Below are 16,013 nucleotides of genomic sequence, written 5' to 3' on the forward strand. Positions count from 1 at the left end.
CTTTTATTTAGCGCTCTTGGCTTGCTGCCAGAGTGCTTCCATTTCGTCCAGAGTCGCCTTTTCCAGCGTGCTGCCGGAGCTTTCCAGCGCGCGCTCGACATAGTTGAAGCGCGAGCGGAATTTTTCATTGGTGCCGCTGAGCGCCGCTTCGGAATCGAGCTTGAGGTGGCGGCCGAGATTGACGACCGCAAACAGCATGTCGCCGAATTCGTCCTTGATCGAGGCGGTGTCGCCCTTGGCCAGCGCCTCGCGCAATTCACCGATTTCCTCCTCGATCTTGTCGAGGATCGGTGCCGCCTCGCTCCAGTCAAAGCCGACGCGGGCCGCCTTTTCCTGAAGTTTGAGCGCGCGGGTCAGCGCGGGCAGGGCGACCGGCACACTGTCGAGAAAACCCTTGCCGTTGTCCTCGGGATCGAGCCCACGGGCGAGGCGGGCGCTTCGCTTTTCGGCCCTTTCTTCGCCCTTGATCCTTTCCCACATGCCCTTGGCCATGCCGGCGCTGCGCGCCTCTTCGTCGCCGAAGACATGCGGATGGCGCCGGATCATCTTTGTGGTGATGGCCTGGACGACATCGCCGAAGGCGAATTCGCCGACCTCCTGCGCCATTTGCGCGTGATAGACGACCTGCAGCAGCAGGTCACCGAGCTCGTCGCGCAGGTCGTCGAGATCGCCGCGCGCGATCGCGTCCGCCACCTCATAGGCTTCCTCGATCGTGTAGGGGGCGATGGTCGAGAAATCCTGCTCGATGTCCCACGGACAGCCGGTCTTCGGCGCCCGCAACGCCGCCATGATCTCGATCAGCCGGGAAATGTCTTGCGAAGGTTTCATCGGCCGGATGCTATCCTGCACCCGGTCGCGCGGCCAATGCCGTCAGCCGGCGAGGGCGCATTGTCCACAGTTGAGCAGGACGAGCCGTGTCAGTCGAGGACGGAGACGATCGCCTTGGCCAGGTCATCCATGCCGTCCTCCGGCAGGCCGGCGACGTTGATGCGGCTGTCGCCGACCATGTAGACGCCATGTTCGGCACGCAGCCGCTCGACCTGCGCCTCGCTGAGGCCAAGCCGGGAAAACATGCCGCGGTGGCTGGCGACGAAATCGAAGCGATCGGAATTGGACTGCCGCCGCAGCGCCTCAGCGAACGCCACGCGAAGCCTGAGCATGCGCAGGCGCATGTCTTCCAGCTCCGCTTCCCAGTCGGCGCGCAGCGTGTCGTCTTCAAGCACGATGCGCACCGCGGCAGCGCCGTGGTCCGGCGGCATCGAATACATGGCGCGCGCCGCCGACAGCATCTGGCTCATCGCCACGTCGGCTTGCGCGGCGTCCTTGGCCAGCACCATCGCCGCGCCGACGCGGTCGCGATAGACGGCAAAGTTCTTCGAGCAGCTCGAGGCAACGACCATTTCCGGAACTTTTGCGGCCAGCAGGCGCAACCCGGCGGCGTCGGCATCGAGGCCCTCGCCAAAGCCCTGATAGGCAATGTCGACAAAGGGCAGCAGGCCGCGCTCGACCAAGAGATCGGCGATCTCGGCCCACTGCGTGATGTCGAGATTGGCGCCAGTCGGGTTGTGGCAGCAACCGTGCAGCAGCACGACGTCGCCGCTCTTTGCGGTGCGTAGCGCAGCCAGCATGTCGGCGAAGCGCACGGCACCGGTGGCGGCGTCAAAATAGGGATACTCGCGGATCTGCAGGCCAGCGGCACGCATCACCGGCATGTGGTTCGGCCATGTCGGGTCCGACAGCCAGATCGTGGCATCGGAGCGCGTGCGCTTCAGCAATTCGGCCACCAGCCGCAACGCGCCGGAGCCGCCCGGCGCCTGCGCGGCGCGAATGCGCGTCAGGTCGGCCGCGGGGCCAAAGGCCAGCTTCGCCATCACCGTGTTGAAAGCGGTGTCGCCGGCAAGGCCGAGATAGGTCTTGGTGTCCTGGCTTTGCAGCAAGCGCTTTTCGGCCTCGCGCACGGCGCGCATGACCGGCGTCTTGCCGTCGCGATCCTTGTAGACGCCAACGCCGAGGTCGACCTTGCCGGGGCGTGGATCGGCGCGATAGAGGCCGATCAGGGCAAGGATCTTGTCCGTGGGGGCAGGCTGAAGGTCTTCGAACATCGGCGTGGTTCCGTTGGCGGCGGAGTGATACGCAAATCGGCCGTGCTTCGCCAGTGCTTTCGTGTGCGCCAGCTGAACGTTCCAGACGAGTCGCTTCCGAACTGCAGCAGACTATCTGTACTGTTTGAGTCCCTTGAGGCTTTTGCTAACCTGCCGGCCACACCAACCAACAGATCTGCCGTGCGAGGGAAAGTGTCACAGGACAGTCAAACGCTTGAGGCCGACGGCATCACGGCGACCATAGTCGCGCAGGGCGCCGAACTGGTTTCGCTGCGAAACACTGATGGGTTAGAGTTCCTTTGGCAGGCGGGTCCGGCCTGGCGGCGCCATTCGCCGGTGCTGTTTCCGATCGTCGGACGGCTGAAGGGAGATCAACTGCGCCACAAAGGCCAAGTCTATCCGATGACGCAGCACGGATTTGCGCGTGACAAGCGGTTTGAATGGGCGGAGAGGGGGCCTCGGTCCTGTACGCTCGTTCTCACCGATGACGCCGATAGCCGCACACGCTATCCGTTCGCCTTTCGCCTTGCTGTGACCTACACGCTTGAACGCCAACAACTTGGCGTGACCTTCGACATCACCAACACCGGCGACGAGCCGCTGCCGGCGTCGACCGGGGCGCATCCGGCATTCAACTGGCCATTGCTGCCGGATCTGCCCAAGGAAGCTTACCGGCTGGACTTTGCCAATGCCGAGCATGCGCCGATCCGCCGGCTGAAAGACGGCTTGCTGCTGGCAGCGCCACAGCCCACGCCTGTTGAAGGCAAGGTTCTCGCGCTGTCCGAACTGCTGTTTGACGAGGATGCCGTCATCATGGATCGACCGGCCAGCAGCAGCGTGCGCTACGCCGCCGACCGGGGTCCGGCGATTGAGGTCTCGTGGCAGGGATTTCAGGAACTCGGCATCTGGTCCAAGCCGGGGGGTGCGCCGTTCCTGTGCATCGAACCCTGGCATGGTACTGCGAGCCCGACGGATTTCGACGGCGAGTTCACCAGCAAGCCGGGCATTATGCTGATTGCGCCGGCCGAGAAGCACGTGCTGAGGTATCAAATCCATCTGCGATAGACGCGGTACACAGCGCGGTCGGGGCGCTCGCGTGTGGTTGCAGCATTCGCCTTATGCTTGCCAGAAGCGCTTGGCGATCTCTGCCTCGACCTGCCGCTTCGTCAGCCCGATATCGTCGATCAGATGCGGATTGTCGTTCGCCATTTGCCTGAGTTGCCAGCGAAAGTGTATCCGCTCGCGCCAGCTCCTATCGCGCCAGGTCGCGATAAGGCTTCGCAGGGTCGTCAGGTGCCGACGCGACGCCCGCGCCGCTGGCATTCCCGGGCGCGCTGCCTGACACGGGGCCGGCACAAGAGTATTGGTCATGGCAACCTCCATATGGTTTGAGGGACCCATTCTGTTGAAGTCTGGGGCCCTCGACCTGAATGAGGCTGAATTCTGCCGGATACGGACGGCGCGGTACTTAAGCCCTCCCAAATAGTTCTCAAAAGTTCCAAACCGGCTATAGATGCGCCTTATGCAGGGATCGCGCTTTGCCTTTGGTCCGTTCGTGCTTGATCCGGTTGCGGGAACGCTGCTTCGGGACAATGTTCCCGTTGCCGTTGGCTACCGCGGGCTGAGGCTGCTTGCGGCGCTCGTCGGACGGCCGGGTGAAATCCTTGGCAAGGCCGAGTTGATGGATGCGGCGTGGCCGGGCACGGCCGTCGAGGAAGGCAACCTCACCGTCCAGATCGCGCAGCTGCGCAAGCTGCTGGGTCCGCCCGCCGAAGGCGAATGGATCTCCACGGTTCCGCGCGTCGGCTATCGCTTTACCGGGGCCGTCGAACAGCTCGCTGGCGTGAAGCCAAAACCTTTGCCGCTGCCCGACAAACCATCGATAGCCGTGCTGCCCTTCGTCAATTTCAGCAACGATCCGGAGCAGGGGGCCTTCGCGGATGGATTGACCGAAGACCTGATCACCGACCTGTCGAGGATCACCGGCCTGTTCGTCATCGCGCGCAACTCGACCTTTGCCTACAAGGGAAAGGCGATGGACGTGCGTGAGATCGCTGAGGATCTTGGTGTGCGCTATCTGCTGGAGGGGAGCGCAAGACGCGCCGCGGGGCGCGTGCGCATCAACGCCCAGCTGGTCGACGCGAAGAGCGGCGAGCACCTATGGGCGGAACGCTTCGATCGTAGCCTGGAAGATATCTTTGCCGTTCAGGACGAGGTGACGGCCAAGATCGTGGAGGCGTTGCTTGGCCGGCTGCGGGCACCGCCGCCGCGCAACCGGCCCAACAATCTCGAGGCCTACGACCTCTGCGTGCGGGCGCGCAAGCTGATCGATGATTCGCCGCAGACGGCGCGGGAAGCGCATCTGATGCTGACGCGCGCGGTTTCGCTCGATCCTGATTACGCCGAAGCCTATCGCTGGCTCGCCATGAACCACTGGATGGGATGGGTGCATTGGGGCGAACCCATTGAACCCAACCGCAGCCTTGCCCTGGAACTGGCGCGCAAAGCCGTGGCGATCGACCCCAACGATGCCGGCTGCCATTGGGTGCTGGGCAACCTGCTGGCCTATGAACGCCGCTTCGCCGAGGCGGATGCGGAGTTCGCCAAGGCCTTCGAGCTCGACCCCAACGAGGCCGACGCCTGGGCGACATTGTCCGACATCACGATCCTGGGCGGGCGGGTGGAGGAGGGGCTCGAGCAGATTCGCAAGGCGTTCCGGCTGAACCCGTTTCCGGCAAGCTGGTACTATCTGACGCTTGGCGCGGCGCAATATGCGGCGCGCGATTACGAAGCCGCTGTTGAGACACTGCGCAGGGACGAGACCTATCGTACCAGCTCACGCCGTTTCCTGGCGGCAAGCCTTGCGCAACTCGGCCGGCTCGACGAGGCGCGCGCAGAGGTTGAGATGTTCCTCGTCAGCAACCCGCATTTCACAACCCGCCACTGGGTTATGACGGAGCCATTCCGTGACGACGCTATGCTTGAGCATTTCGTTGATGGCTTCCACAAGGCTGGCCTGCCGGATTGACGCGCCGGCGTACGAAGGCGCTGTCCGGGCGGGCTAATCCTCAGAGCGGCCCGTGGCGTCACGACCGCGCTCGTATCGTCTCGTAAGCGGAAACGGCGGCAGCCAGGACTCGCGACGGACGGTCCAGCTTTCGTAGGTTGGCATCAATTGGTTTGGGGTATCCAGGGATCCCAGATGCACTTCGATTTCGTCGGCGCTGCGTGCGAAAACGGACGAGCCGCAACGGGGACAGAAAAACCGGCCGAGATAGTCGCGGGTTTCGCCCTCGATCGTCACCGCATCCTGAGGGAACACCGCCGCAGCGTAGAAGAGGGCGCCATGATGCTTGCGGCAGTCGAGACAGTGACAAATGCCGACCCGGTACGGGGTGCCAGACGCCACAAGTCGGACGTTGCCGCACAGGCAACCGCCGGTGAACCGTTCCATGCTCCCGTCTCCTCTGAAATCAAACGGCCTGATGGCTACGACGAACGGCACTGTCATTGCAAACGACCGCTCCGGCAGGGTTCAAGCTTGCCTGACGATGCGCCCGATCACATTGACGAGAATTCGCGCGGCGGTGAGCGCCGTAATGCCGTCTATTTCAGCAAGCGTTTGGAATTCGATGAGATCGAAGCCGGCAAGGCGCCCACGCAGGCTCACTCCCTCGATCAGTCCGATCGCCTGTTGATAGGTCAGCCCGCCGGGCGTGCGACCGGCGACGCCCGGCATCACGCTGGGATCGAGCCCGTCGCAATCGAGGGTCACGACCACGCGCGCGCCCTCAGGTATGTACTTGAGGGCGGCTTCGATACCCTTCGTATTTATCTCCTGCGCGGTGACGAGGTGTGCGCCCCAACGCCTGGCGGTCTCGACCTCCAGGGACCGGGCACTGCCAACCCCGCGGATACCCGCCTGCACGATGCCGGCGACATGGGGCATCTCGCTCGCCCGGCGCATGGTACTGGAATAGCCCAAGGGCTCGCCAAAACGCTCGTCGCGCCAGTCGATATGGGCATCGATCTGCAAGATCCAGATTGGGCCATGATCGGCAAAGCCAGCGATGAAGGGGATGGGCACGGAATCATCGCCCCCGATCATCAGCGGTGCGGCGCCAGCGGCGAGGATGGCGCGCGTCTTCTCCTCGATCAGCTTGCGGTTTCCGGCATTGTCTAGGACCGACGTCGGCAGATCGCCGGCATCGACGCAGCAGGGCTCACGGCCCTCGAAGAGCGGGCCGCCAAGGTCGAAGTCCCAACTGTCGAGGAACTGTGCATCAGCCTGGCTGGCGGCGCGGATGGCGGCCGCAGCGCCGGCAAAACCCTGGGGATCGGCGCCGGGATAAGTGCTGCCATGCGGCGCGCCGAACAGCACGATGCGCGGTTGCACGCCGCCGGACAGATGTTCGGGGAAATCGAGGAAGCTGGGATGCGGAGGCATGTCGGAGTTCCTGGCTGCAGAGTTCGGAAGGAGAAAGGCGAAAGAGCCGCAACCTTGTTCGCTCTGATGTTGGATTTAAAGGGTCTGATCGCAATTTCTCGTCCAGCCGTCCTCACATCAGAAAGTCGCATAAGATAGATTATGGAACTGATGCATTGACCGGTGGATGGGAATTGCTGCGGATTTTCATAGGCTTGGCACGATCGATGCGTGTTGCCTTGAGCGGATGGCCGAGGCTACGCTGCACGAATGACGACAGCAAAGCGTGAGATCGAAGCGGCGATTGGGGTGTTCGTGCACGGCTACAGCATCGGCAAAAGCCGCACCTTTCCTTACCAGGCCAGCCGCGTCGGGCCATTGTGGCTGATGCGCGATGCGCCACGCAAGAATGCGCGCGACTACCGTGGCGAAGAATGGGTCGTCCATGACGTCGCCGCCGAGGCAGCCGATACAATTGTGAGGCAGCATGCGCGGTCGGGCTTCGCTATTTCCGTGGTGATCGCGAACGATGAGCCGGATCAGCCGGTGCGAACCGCATACAAGGCTCTCGGCTACCGGCTGCTGCGGACGGAAGGCTTTTTCGTCCAGTCGCTGCGCCGGATACCGAGCCCGCCGGCTGTGGTTTCGATCGAACGCGTGCGCACAGCCGAGCGCGCGGCGCAACTGGGAAAGATCATACGCAGACGGCCGATAGCCGACGATCTGCTCGGCGACGGTGCGCCGTTCCGCCAATATGTGGCGGTTGATGGCGACGCCATTGTCGGGCGCGTGCGCAGCGTCGATGCCGTCGGCGCCACCTGGTGCGAGGCCATGTATGTCGAACCTTCGCACCGGCGCCGCGGCATTGGTCAGGCACTGATGTCCAAAATGTTGCACGACGACCAGGCCCGTGGGTCGCGGTGCTCGGTGCTGATGGCGACGCACGCTGGGGCGCTGCTCTATCCCCGCATGGGATATGAGCGGATTGGGACGCTGCTGATATTCGGACCAACGAGCCGAAAGTCCTCATGAAGCGCTATTCGTATCACACTGACTCATAAGGTATTTCGATCGTCATGCCGTCATAGGCCGGCTCGACATTGTCAGGCGTCTCGGCCATCACCGTGGCATAGTCGAGCGGCACGTGCATATGCGTCAGCACGGCACTCTTCGGCGCCAGTTTTTCGATCCAGCCAAGCGCCTGGCCGAGCGACAGATGGCTGGGATGCGTGTTGTACTGCAGCGCGTCGATGACCAGCACGTCCAGCCCACGCAGACGCTCGGCAGTGGCATCCGGGAAGTCGCTGATATCGGGGCAATAAGCCAGCCCGCCAATGCGAAAACCCAGCGATATGATATCGCCGTGGATCTGTGGCAGCGGCTCGAGGGTGAGGGCACCGCCCTCGCCTTCGATCACGACCGGCCTGGTGTGGTCGATGAGATGCGCCCGCACGATCGGCGGATAGGAGCTGCCCGGCGGCGTCTCGAAGCAATAGCCGAACGCTTGCCGCAGGCGCTGCATCGTCGGCTGGTCGGCGTGGACGTCGATCAGGTGGCGCTGCTCGAGCACGTAGCCGCGCAGATCGTCTATGCCATGGATGTGGTCGGCATGCGGATGCGTGTAGATGACCGCGTCGATGCGCTTGACCGACGCCAAGAGCATCTGTTCGCGGAAATCCGGTCCGGTGTCGATGACGACCGTGGTTCTGCCGCCTTTCGCCGCGATGCGCTCAACCAGTGCCGCGGTGCGCATACGGCGATTGCGTGGATTGGCCGGATCGCAATTGCCCCAGTCGCCGGTGATGCGCGGCGTGCCAGGCGACGAGCCGCAGCCGAGAATGGTAAGGCGCAGCCGGTCGCTCATGCGTCAGGCGCTCCGCATATCCGGCATTTTCCGGAAAAGGCGGAAGACATTGTCGGTGGTGATGGTGGCAATCTCGGCCTCGCTGACGCCGATCGCCTCGGCCAGCACCTTGGCGGTGTTGGCGACGTAGGCAGGCTCGTTGCGCTTGCCGCGAAACGGCATCGGCGCCAGATACGGCGCGTCGGTTTCGACCAGCAGCCGGTCATGCGGCACATCGGCGGCGATGGCGCGCAGCTCGGCCGAGTTCTTGAAGGTCAGGATGCCGGAGAAGGAGACATAGCCGCCCAGCGCCACACCGACTTCCGCCAAGCGGCGGCCGGAGGAAAAACAATGCAGAATGAAGGGGAAGGCGCCCTTCCCTGTTTCGCCCTCGAGGATCGCGGCCATGTCGTCATCGGCATCGCGCGAATGGATGACCAGCGGCAGGCCGGTCTGGCGGGCGGCGGCGATGTGCTTGCGAAAGCCCCGCGCCTGCGCATCGCGCGGCGCTTTGTCGTAGAAGTAATCGAGCCCGGCCTCGCCGATCGCAACCACTTTCGGGTGCGTGGACAGCCGCACAAGCTCCTCGACCGTGACATCCAGCTCTTCAGCGGCGTTGTGCGGATGAGTGCCGACAGAGCAATAGACTTCGTCGAAAGTTTCAGCGATCTCAAGCACTTGTGGAAACCGCTTCACGCGTGTCGAGATCGTCACCATGCGGCCGATTCCGGCGGCCAAAGCGCGGGCGACGATGGCCGCCCGCTCTTCGGCGAAGTCAGGAAAGTCGAGATGGCAGTGACTGTCGACCAGCATCAGGCGTTCGCGTCCGGCTTTTCGACGTAACGCGGAAAGACGCCTTCCGGCGCCGGCAATGCCGTGCCTGGCACCAGCGCAAAGTCGGCATGGACATGCGCGAACTGGCGCGTGTCGGCCGGCACCGCCAGCAGGTCTAGCAGCTTCGCCGCCGACCCCGGAATGTAGGGTTGGCACAGCAGCGCCACGCGCCGCACGAGCTCGGCGGTCGTCCACAGCACCGTTTCCATGCGCGCCGGGTCGGTCTTCTTCAGCGCCCAGGGTGCCTGCGAGGCGAAGTAGCGATCGGCTTCCGCCACCACGTTGAAGATCGCCGCCAGCGCCAAATGGATGCCCTGCTCCGACATCGTCTTGCGCGCTGTGCCGAGCGCGTCCACCGCCTGATCGAGGATGGCGCTGTCGGCATCAGTCAGTTCGCCACGCTGCGGCACCACGCCGCCGCAGTTCTTGGCGATCATCGACAGCGAGCGTTGCGCCAGATTGCCGAGACCATTGGCGAGGTCGGCATTGGTGCGGTTGACGATCGCATCATGGCTGTAGCTGCCGTCCTGGCCGAACGGCACCTCGCGCAGGAAGAAATAACGCACCTGGTCGAGGCCGTAGTGCTCTACCATGGTAAACGGATCGACGACGTTGCCGACCGATTTCGACATCTTCTCGCCGCGGTTGAACAGGAAGCCGTGGGCGAAGACACGCTTCGGCAGCTCGATGCCTGCTGACATCAGAAAAGCCGGCCAGTAGACAGCGTGGAAGCGGACGATGTCCTTGCCGATGATGTGGGTGGCCGGCCAGTAGCGCCATTGCCCGGACTTGGTGTCAGGGTAGCCGGCGGCGGTGATGTAGTTGGTCAAGGCATCGACCCAGACATACATCACATGCTTGTCGTCGCCGGGCACCGGCACACCCCATTTGAAGGTCGTGCGCGAGATCGAAAGATCCTTCAGCCCTGACTTGACGAAGCTGAGCACCTCATTGCGGCGCTCGGACGGGCCGACGAAGTCGGGCTGGTTCTCATAAAGCGCCAGCAATTTATCCTGATAGGCGGAAAGCCGGAAGAAGTAGCTTTCTTCCTCGTTCCACTCGACCGGCGAGCCAAGCGGCTCGCGGCGCACACCGTCATCGCCGAGCGTGGTTTCGCTCTCGTCGAAATAGGCTTCCTGCCGCACCGAATACCAGCCGCTGTAACGGTCGAGATAGATGTCGCCATTGGCGGCCATCGCCTTCCAGATCGCCTGGCAGGACGCGTAGTGGCGGGGTTCAGTCGTGCGGATGTACTCATCATTCGAGCCGCCGACGGTCTCGGTCATCGAACGGAAGATCGCCGAATTGCGGTCGGCCAACGCCAGCGGCGTGATGCCTTCCTTCTCAGCCGTCTGCTGCATCTTGAGGCCGTGTTCGTCGGTGCCGGTGAGGAAGAACACGTCCTTGCCGTCAAGGCGCTGGAAGCGGGCCAGCGCATCGGTCGCAATGACCGTATAGGCGTGGCCGATATGCGGCTTGCCGTTGGGATAGAAAATCGGTGTCGTCAGATAGTATTTTTCGCGTGACATGAATGGCCGTCATGAATGTCTGAATGAAGGTGTGGCGGTGGATATCGCATCGAGACGGCGATTGCCATCCCGGGAAACCGTCACATTCGCATCGCAGAATTCAGGCGGTCGATCATGGTCAAGGCGTGCTGCTTCTTGTCGAGATTGTAGGTATCGGTTTCAGATATAGCGTTGAGCGCCTCGTGCCAAGTATCCGACAGCGTTTTTGCCCGCGCCAGATCGCCGGCAAGTGCAGCCTCGCTGGCGCTGGCCGAAAGCAGATCGAGCGCCCGGCGGTTGAAGATGTCGAACTGGATCGCCTGGTCGCGACCCGCGACTGCTTCCGCAAGCCGATAGGCGCCGGCGACATCGCTCTTTCTCGCCGCCACCAGGGCGTCGAGGGTGCCGGCGATCTCCAGCCCGCCATATTGCGTCAGCAGGATGGCATTGCGGGCGCTGCCCCCTGCCCGCTCGGCCAGTGCGGCGCGCGCCGCCGGATCCCTAGGCGGTGGCGGTTCGACACTTTCCAGCACGGTCATCAAATCCTCGGCGCCCAGCGGCGTCAGGCGCACCATCTGGCACCGCGACCGGATCGTCGGCAGCAGACTGCCCGGCGCATGGACGATGAGGATGAACAGAGTGCGTGCCGGCGGCTCCTCAAGATTCTTCAGCAAGGCATTGGCAGCATTGGTATTCATGTCGTCGGCTGGGTCGACGATCACGACGCGGTAGCTGCCGTCATGCGAGGTCAGCGACAGGAAGCGGCTGACCTTGCGGATCTCATCGACGGTGACGACCGTCTTGTAGCTCTTGGTCTTGTCGTTCGCCGGACGCGTCAGATGCAGCACGGAAGGATGCGCGCCGATGGCGATCTGGCGAAACAGCGATGAGGCCGGATCGGGAACGGCAAAGGTCTCGGGCGCATATTCGAAGGCCGGATGCTTCAAAAGGTGGTGCGCCAGGTGAAAGGCAAACGTCGCCTTTCCGATGCCGACCGGCCCGGCAAAGATCAGCGCGTGCGGCAGCTTGCCCGAGCGATAGGCGGCGGCGAGCATGTTGGCAACCTGCAGATGCCCGACCAGACGCGGCGTTTCCGACGGCTCCGGCACGCCGTCCAGCGTGTCATGCTGTTCAGGGGCGATGCGTTCGAAGATCATGCCGGCGCCGCCTGTCTGTTGTGCGCCGGCGTTATTGTCTCGAGCGCTGCGAACACGGCTGATGTGACGACATTTTCCACCGTGTCGGGATCGGCGGACGCATCGATGACGATGCAGCGTTCCGGTTCCGCTGCGGCGATCGCCAGAAAGGCTTCGCGGCGGCGCTGGTGGATGGCGAGCGTTTCCTTCTCGAAACGGTCCGGACCGTCGTCCGCGCCGCGCCTTGCGGTGGCGCGCCGCAGGCCCTCGGTCGGATCGATGTCGAAGATCAGCGTCATGTCGGGCACCATGCCGTTGATGGCGACCTGTTCCAGTGCATCCATAAATGCCGGATCGAGATTGCCGGTGACGCCCTGGTAGACGCGCGAGGAATCCAGGAAGCGATCGCAAAGCACGACCGAACCGCGCTCGACCGCCGGCCGGATGACCTGCTCGACATGGTCGGAACGGGCGGCAGCGAAAAGCAGCGCCTCCATCTTGGGCCCGAAAGGTTCGGCAGCGCCGGAAAGCAGGACATGCCTGACCGCCTCGGCGCCCGGCGATCCCCCTGGTTCGCGGGTGACGAGGACGTCGTATTTCTTGGCGCGCATTTTCCTGGCCAGCCGCTCGATCTGCGTCGACTTGCCTGCTCCTTCGCCGCCTTCGAAGGTAATGAAAAATCCGCGCGCCAATCGAAAACCTTTGTCCATGCTTGCGGCAACCGTATTAGTCCCGGTTGGAGGGAAGGTCCACCAGAACGCTGCTAACGCAGCCAGCCGACGGCCAGTTCCTTGGCGGCATCCAGCGCCCGTTGCGGCAGCGTGCCAACGCCAACCGACTCGGCGGCAAAAAGCGGCGTCTCCTGGCTCAGCGTGTCGCCGATCCAGACGCGCAGCGCACCAACCGGTTGCCCCTCCTCTATTGGTGCAGCGACCGGCCCGCTGTAGACGATCTTCGCCGTCAGCTTGTCGCGATTGGTGATTGGCAGGAAGATGTCGACCGGCCCCTTGGCCTTCAGCGCCACGCCGGACTTGGCGCCGCCGAAAACCTGGGCCTCGCCGACCACTTCGTCCTTGGCGAAAATCTCGGTCTTCTCGAAGGAGCGAATGCCCCAGTCGAGCAGCTTTCGCGCTTCCTCGGAGCGCTCGCGGTCGCTCGCCAGCCCGCTCATTGCCGCGATCACCCGCTTGCCATCGTGGCTGACGGAGCCGACGATGCCGAAGCCTGACGCCTCGCTCATGCCGACCGCCAGCCCGTCGGCGCCGATACCCATCGCCAGCAACGGGTTGCGGTTCCTCTGCGCGATCTTGTTCCAGGTGAAATCCGCCTGGCCATAGTAGCGGTAGAGGTCCGGATAATCGCGCCAGAGATGCAAAGCGAGTTGCGCAAGCTCGCGCACGGTCGTCTGCTGGCCATCGGCCGGCAGGCCGGTCGAATTGACGAAGGTCGATTTCTGCAGGCCGATCTGGCGGGCGCGCTCGGTCATCTGCGCCGCGAAATTCTCTTCCGATCCGGCCATGCCTTCAGCCAGCACCATGCAGCCATCATTGGCGGCCTGGACGGTGATACCCTGGATCAGGTCCTCGACCCGGATCGAGGATTTGAGTTTTGCGAACATCGTCGATGTTCCGGACGGCGCGCCGCCCTTGCGCCAGGCATTCTCTGAGACCACGAATGTATCCTCGAGCCCCATGCGCCCGGACTTGATGGCGTTGAAAACCACTTCCATGGTCATCAGCTTGGCCATCGACGCCGGCGGCATCAATTTGTCGGCATCCTTGGCAAACAGCACCGTGCCGGTTTCGGCGTCGATCATGAAGGCTTGTGCCGCCTTGGTCTCGAAAAGCTGCGCGTCCGCAGGGACCAGCGAAAGCAGCAGAAGACCAAGACCCAGGAGCCCGGCGAGAGGCTGAGATAAGCGAAATCGCATGAGAGATTCGACCCGTTAGCCGGCGTGGCGCCAGCTTTGCAAGGCTATCAGGCTTTTTCCCGGCGGATCAACCGCCGATCGGGAAACCGGCGGCCTTTCGGATCAGTTGCGCACCACGAGCGCGTCAGGCGCGCCATGCGACCACGCCGCCTGCAGCATCTCGTCCAGGCTGCGGTGGCCGTCGGGATAGAGATTGACCGAATACCAGTCCTTGCCATCGAGCTCGGAGCGCTGGATTTCGGTCTTGCCGAAGCCGGCAAGCTCAGCCGCCACGCGCTTCGCCTCCGCGGCATCCTCGAACGAACCCGCCGCGACATAGTCCGTCGCCGAAGTGGCTGGCGAGGCTTGCCGCTTCCACGACTGCAGGACGTCGGCGGGCGACATGCCGTCGCCGTCAAGCGCGGCAAAGACGTCGGAGGCGCGATGCACGCGCTCGTCCGCATACCCCAGTGACGCCACCGCAAATGGCGATTGGCGCGGCATGTTGATGTCCGGACGCTCCGGCACGATCGGCCCGAAATCAGGCAGCGTCACTTCACTGAACGCCGGCGTCTGCGCCGAGAGGGCTGGCTGCGCCTCAAACGCCTGTCCGGTGTTCGTCAATTCGCCAGGAAACGCCACGGTCGTCGCGCCTACGGGCAGGCTCGGCGACGGGCCGTTCATGGCGACCATGACGCCGGTCGGCAGACCGTCGGACGGATCGGGTGCCCGGTTGCCGGGGTGGTAGGAAGCCATCAGATACTGGTCGTCATCGCCGTCGAGCGGCGCGCGGCCAATATATTCCACTTTGACCCTGGCCGTGCCGACCTTGGCATAGTCGAGCATTTCGGCGGCGCGTTCCGAGACATCGATGATGCGTCCCTCATGGTAGGGGCCGCGGTCGTTGACGCGCACGATGACCGAACTTCCGGTCTCGGTGTTGGTGACGCGGGCATAGCTCGGCAGCGGCATGGTCGGATGCGCCGCCGTCAGATGCGTCATGTCGTAGACTTCGCCATTGGCGGTCAGCCGGCCATGGAATGCGTCACCATACCAGGAGGCCAGACCAATCTTGGCGTAGTGCTTGTCTTCCCTGGGATAGTACCACTTGCCGCGCACCTGATAGGGCTTGCCCAACTGGTCGCGGCCTCCGCCGCGCCGCATGTATTGGACGCGCGGGCTGGCTTTCACGCCATACTCGGTCTCGGCAAAATATTCCTTGGAGCGGGGTTTCCTGTCGACCATGGCTTTCGGCTGCGGCGGCGATGCGCAAGCGGCCAGCAAGGCAGCCGACGCCGCGAACAGCACGAAAGTGGAAGCGCGACGAAGACGCGGGCGCGCCGTGGTCTGCATTTTTTCTGACGTCCCCTACAGTCTCGACACGGGCGCTGCATTTGCGCGTCCAAAGACGCCAGAGCACTTATCCGACAAATGTCGTAACGCCCTGATCCCCAATCCCTTTGTGCGCAGGAATTGTTTATCAGCGTATTAACCGATTATGTCCGAAACCGGGCGAGATTGTGGCACCCTGCCCGGCCTGCCGGTTGATGATGGCTTTCCATTTCGCGATGTGTTGATGTGCGACATGACGGAGACGCGCCAATGCCGCCGCAGAAAATGTACGGGCTCTACCCAGCCATCGTCGTTGACGACCAGGATCCCGACGCGTTGTTCCGCATAAAGGTGCGTAGGCCCGACATAGGCGCAGACCAGGGCAGTTGGGCTGCCGCCTGCCTGTCAGTCGCCGAGCTTGCCACCCAAGCAGTCGCGCTTCCTCCCAAGCAATCGCAGGTCTGGATAATGTACGCCGCCGGCGACCCAATGCGACCAGTCTGGATCGGATGTGGATTTTCGGCGCTCGACCGGCGATAGACCGAGCATGCGGCATGCACATCACGGCCGTTCCTCGATCGGCATTGCGCTGGATCTCTTCCGTATCTCATGCCAGGAATGCAGAACAGGTTGACGCTGCAATCCGGCGCGCGGTAAAGGCCAAGGCACCAAAGGCCATTCAGTAGCAAACGGGTACAGAGATCAAAGAAAGGTCGCTGCAAAACCGGAAAAGCCAACGAAGCCTTGGAGGGATGGCCGAGCGGTTTAAGGCACCGGTCTTGAAATTCGGTTGCTGCCGTCCCTCTCTATCCCGTAGCGTGATGCCAAAGCCTTGTCTGTCAACGGTTTGCGGGCATCAGAGAACCGTTTGTCCCTCCCCTTCCCGTCCAATACCGTAGCGTTGCGTTGCAAAAAGCGTAGCA

General features: G+C 63.2%; 16 protein-coding genes. 4 read left to right on the forward strand and 12 right to left on the reverse strand.

The genetic code is table 11. The features are described from left to right. Positions 1–3: 3 nt before the first annotated feature. Entirely contained in the window at positions 4–828 is an 825-nt protein-coding gene (gene mazG, locus AC1D0N_RS19735) for a nucleoside triphosphate pyrophosphohydrolase (RefSeq protein ID WP_477246782.1), read from the reverse strand. Between the two features lie 89 nt (positions 829–917). After that, entirely contained in the window at positions 918–2,102 is a 1,185-nt protein-coding gene (locus AC1D0N_RS19740) for an amino acid aminotransferase (protein ID WP_477246784.1), read from the reverse strand. A 192-nt stretch (positions 2,103–2,294) separates the two neighbouring features. Here AC1D0N_RS19740 and AC1D0N_RS19745 point away from each other — a divergent pair, with 192 nt between their 5' ends. Next, the gene (locus AC1D0N_RS19745) at positions 2,295–3,167 is read left to right on the forward strand and encodes an aldose 1-epimerase family protein (RefSeq protein WP_477247190.1); all 873 of its coding nucleotides are present in this window, start codon (positions 2,295–2,297) and stop codon (positions 3,165–3,167) included. A gap of 51 nt (positions 3,168–3,218) precedes the next feature. Here the strand turns inward: AC1D0N_RS19745 and AC1D0N_RS19750 are convergent, their stop codons facing one another. Then, positions 3,219–3,473: a DUF1127 domain-containing protein gene (locus AC1D0N_RS19750; RefSeq protein WP_477246786.1), complete on the reverse strand. Its 255-nt coding sequence runs from the start codon at positions 3,471–3,473 to the stop codon at positions 3,219–3,221. 142 nt (positions 3,474–3,615) lie between these two features. On the opposite strand from AC1D0N_RS19750, the gene AC1D0N_RS19755 reads away from it, so the two are divergent. Then, positions 3,616–5,130, forward strand: coding sequence for a winged helix-turn-helix domain-containing tetratricopeptide repeat protein (locus AC1D0N_RS19755; RefSeq protein ID WP_477246788.1), 1,515 nt, complete (start codon positions 3,616–3,618; stop codon positions 5,128–5,130). A gap of 33 nt (positions 5,131–5,163) precedes the next feature. On the opposite strand, the gene AC1D0N_RS19760 is transcribed toward AC1D0N_RS19755, so the two are convergent. After that, on the reverse strand, positions 5,164–5,556 hold the full coding sequence (locus AC1D0N_RS19760) for a GFA family protein (RefSeq protein ID WP_477246790.1): 393 nt from the start codon (positions 5,554–5,556) through the stop codon (positions 5,164–5,166). A gap of 81 nt (positions 5,557–5,637) precedes the next feature. Continuing rightward, positions 5,638–6,549 carry an arginase family protein gene (locus tag AC1D0N_RS19765; protein ID WP_477246792.1) on the reverse strand — a complete coding sequence of 304 codons (912 nt, stop codon included), beginning with the start codon at positions 6,547–6,549 and terminating at the stop codon, positions 5,638–5,640. Positions 6,550–6,798: 249 nt separating this feature from the next. Between AC1D0N_RS19765 and AC1D0N_RS19770 the strand changes: the two genes are divergently transcribed. Further along, positions 6,799–7,560 (forward strand): GNAT family N-acetyltransferase, encoded by a 762-nt coding sequence (locus tag AC1D0N_RS19770; protein ID WP_477246794.1) that lies wholly within the window; start codon positions 6,799–6,801, stop codon positions 7,558–7,560. 13 nt (positions 7,561–7,573) lie between these two features. On the opposite strand, the gene AC1D0N_RS19775 is transcribed toward AC1D0N_RS19770, so the two are convergent. The 7 genes from AC1D0N_RS19775 to AC1D0N_RS19805 all read right to left on the reverse strand — a co-directional run bounded on the left by AC1D0N_RS19775 (position 7,574) and on the right by AC1D0N_RS19805 (position 15,111). After that, positions 7,574–8,392 (reverse strand): MBL fold metallo-hydrolase, encoded by an 819-nt coding sequence (locus tag AC1D0N_RS19775; RefSeq protein ID WP_477246796.1) that lies wholly within the window; start codon positions 8,390–8,392, stop codon positions 7,574–7,576. A 3-nt stretch (positions 8,393–8,395) separates the two neighbouring features. Beyond that, a complete protein-coding gene (locus AC1D0N_RS19780; RefSeq protein ID WP_477246797.1) occupies positions 8,396–9,184 on the reverse strand; it encodes a TatD family hydrolase in 789 nt (262 codons plus the stop codon). Then, on the reverse strand, positions 9,184–10,734 hold the full coding sequence (gene metG / locus AC1D0N_RS19785) for a methionine--tRNA ligase (RefSeq protein WP_477246799.1): 1,551 nt from the start codon (positions 10,732–10,734) through the stop codon (positions 9,184–9,186). Before metG ends, AC1D0N_RS19780 begins: the two co-directional genes overlap by 1 nt. Positions 10,735–10,814: 80 nt before the next feature. Continuing rightward, entirely contained in the window at positions 10,815–11,870 is a 1,056-nt protein-coding gene (locus AC1D0N_RS19790; protein WP_477246801.1) for a DNA polymerase III subunit delta', read from the reverse strand. Then, entirely contained in the window at positions 11,867–12,541 is a 675-nt protein-coding gene (gene tmk, locus AC1D0N_RS19795) for a dTMP kinase (protein WP_477247192.1), read from the reverse strand. Before tmk ends, AC1D0N_RS19790 begins: the two co-directional genes overlap by 4 nt. Before the next feature lie 71 nt (positions 12,542–12,612). After that, a complete protein-coding gene (locus AC1D0N_RS19800; protein ID WP_477246803.1) occupies positions 12,613–13,779 on the reverse strand; it encodes a D-alanyl-D-alanine carboxypeptidase family protein in 1,167 nt (388 codons plus the stop codon). Positions 13,780–13,881: 102 nt separating this feature from the next. Beyond that, complete coding sequence (locus AC1D0N_RS19805; protein WP_477246805.1) at positions 13,882–15,111, reverse strand: septal ring lytic transglycosylase RlpA family protein; 1,230 nt, start codon at positions 15,109–15,111, stop codon at positions 13,882–13,884. Between the two features lie 249 nt (positions 15,112–15,360). Between AC1D0N_RS19805 and AC1D0N_RS19810 the strand changes: the two genes are divergently transcribed. Next, entirely contained in the window at positions 15,361–15,630 is a 270-nt protein-coding gene (locus AC1D0N_RS19810; RefSeq protein WP_477246807.1) for a phage baseplate assembly protein V, read from the forward strand. Positions 15,631–16,013 lie beyond the last annotated feature (383 nt).

Source organism: Mesorhizobium sp. P2_E10 (genome assembly GCF_056404235.1).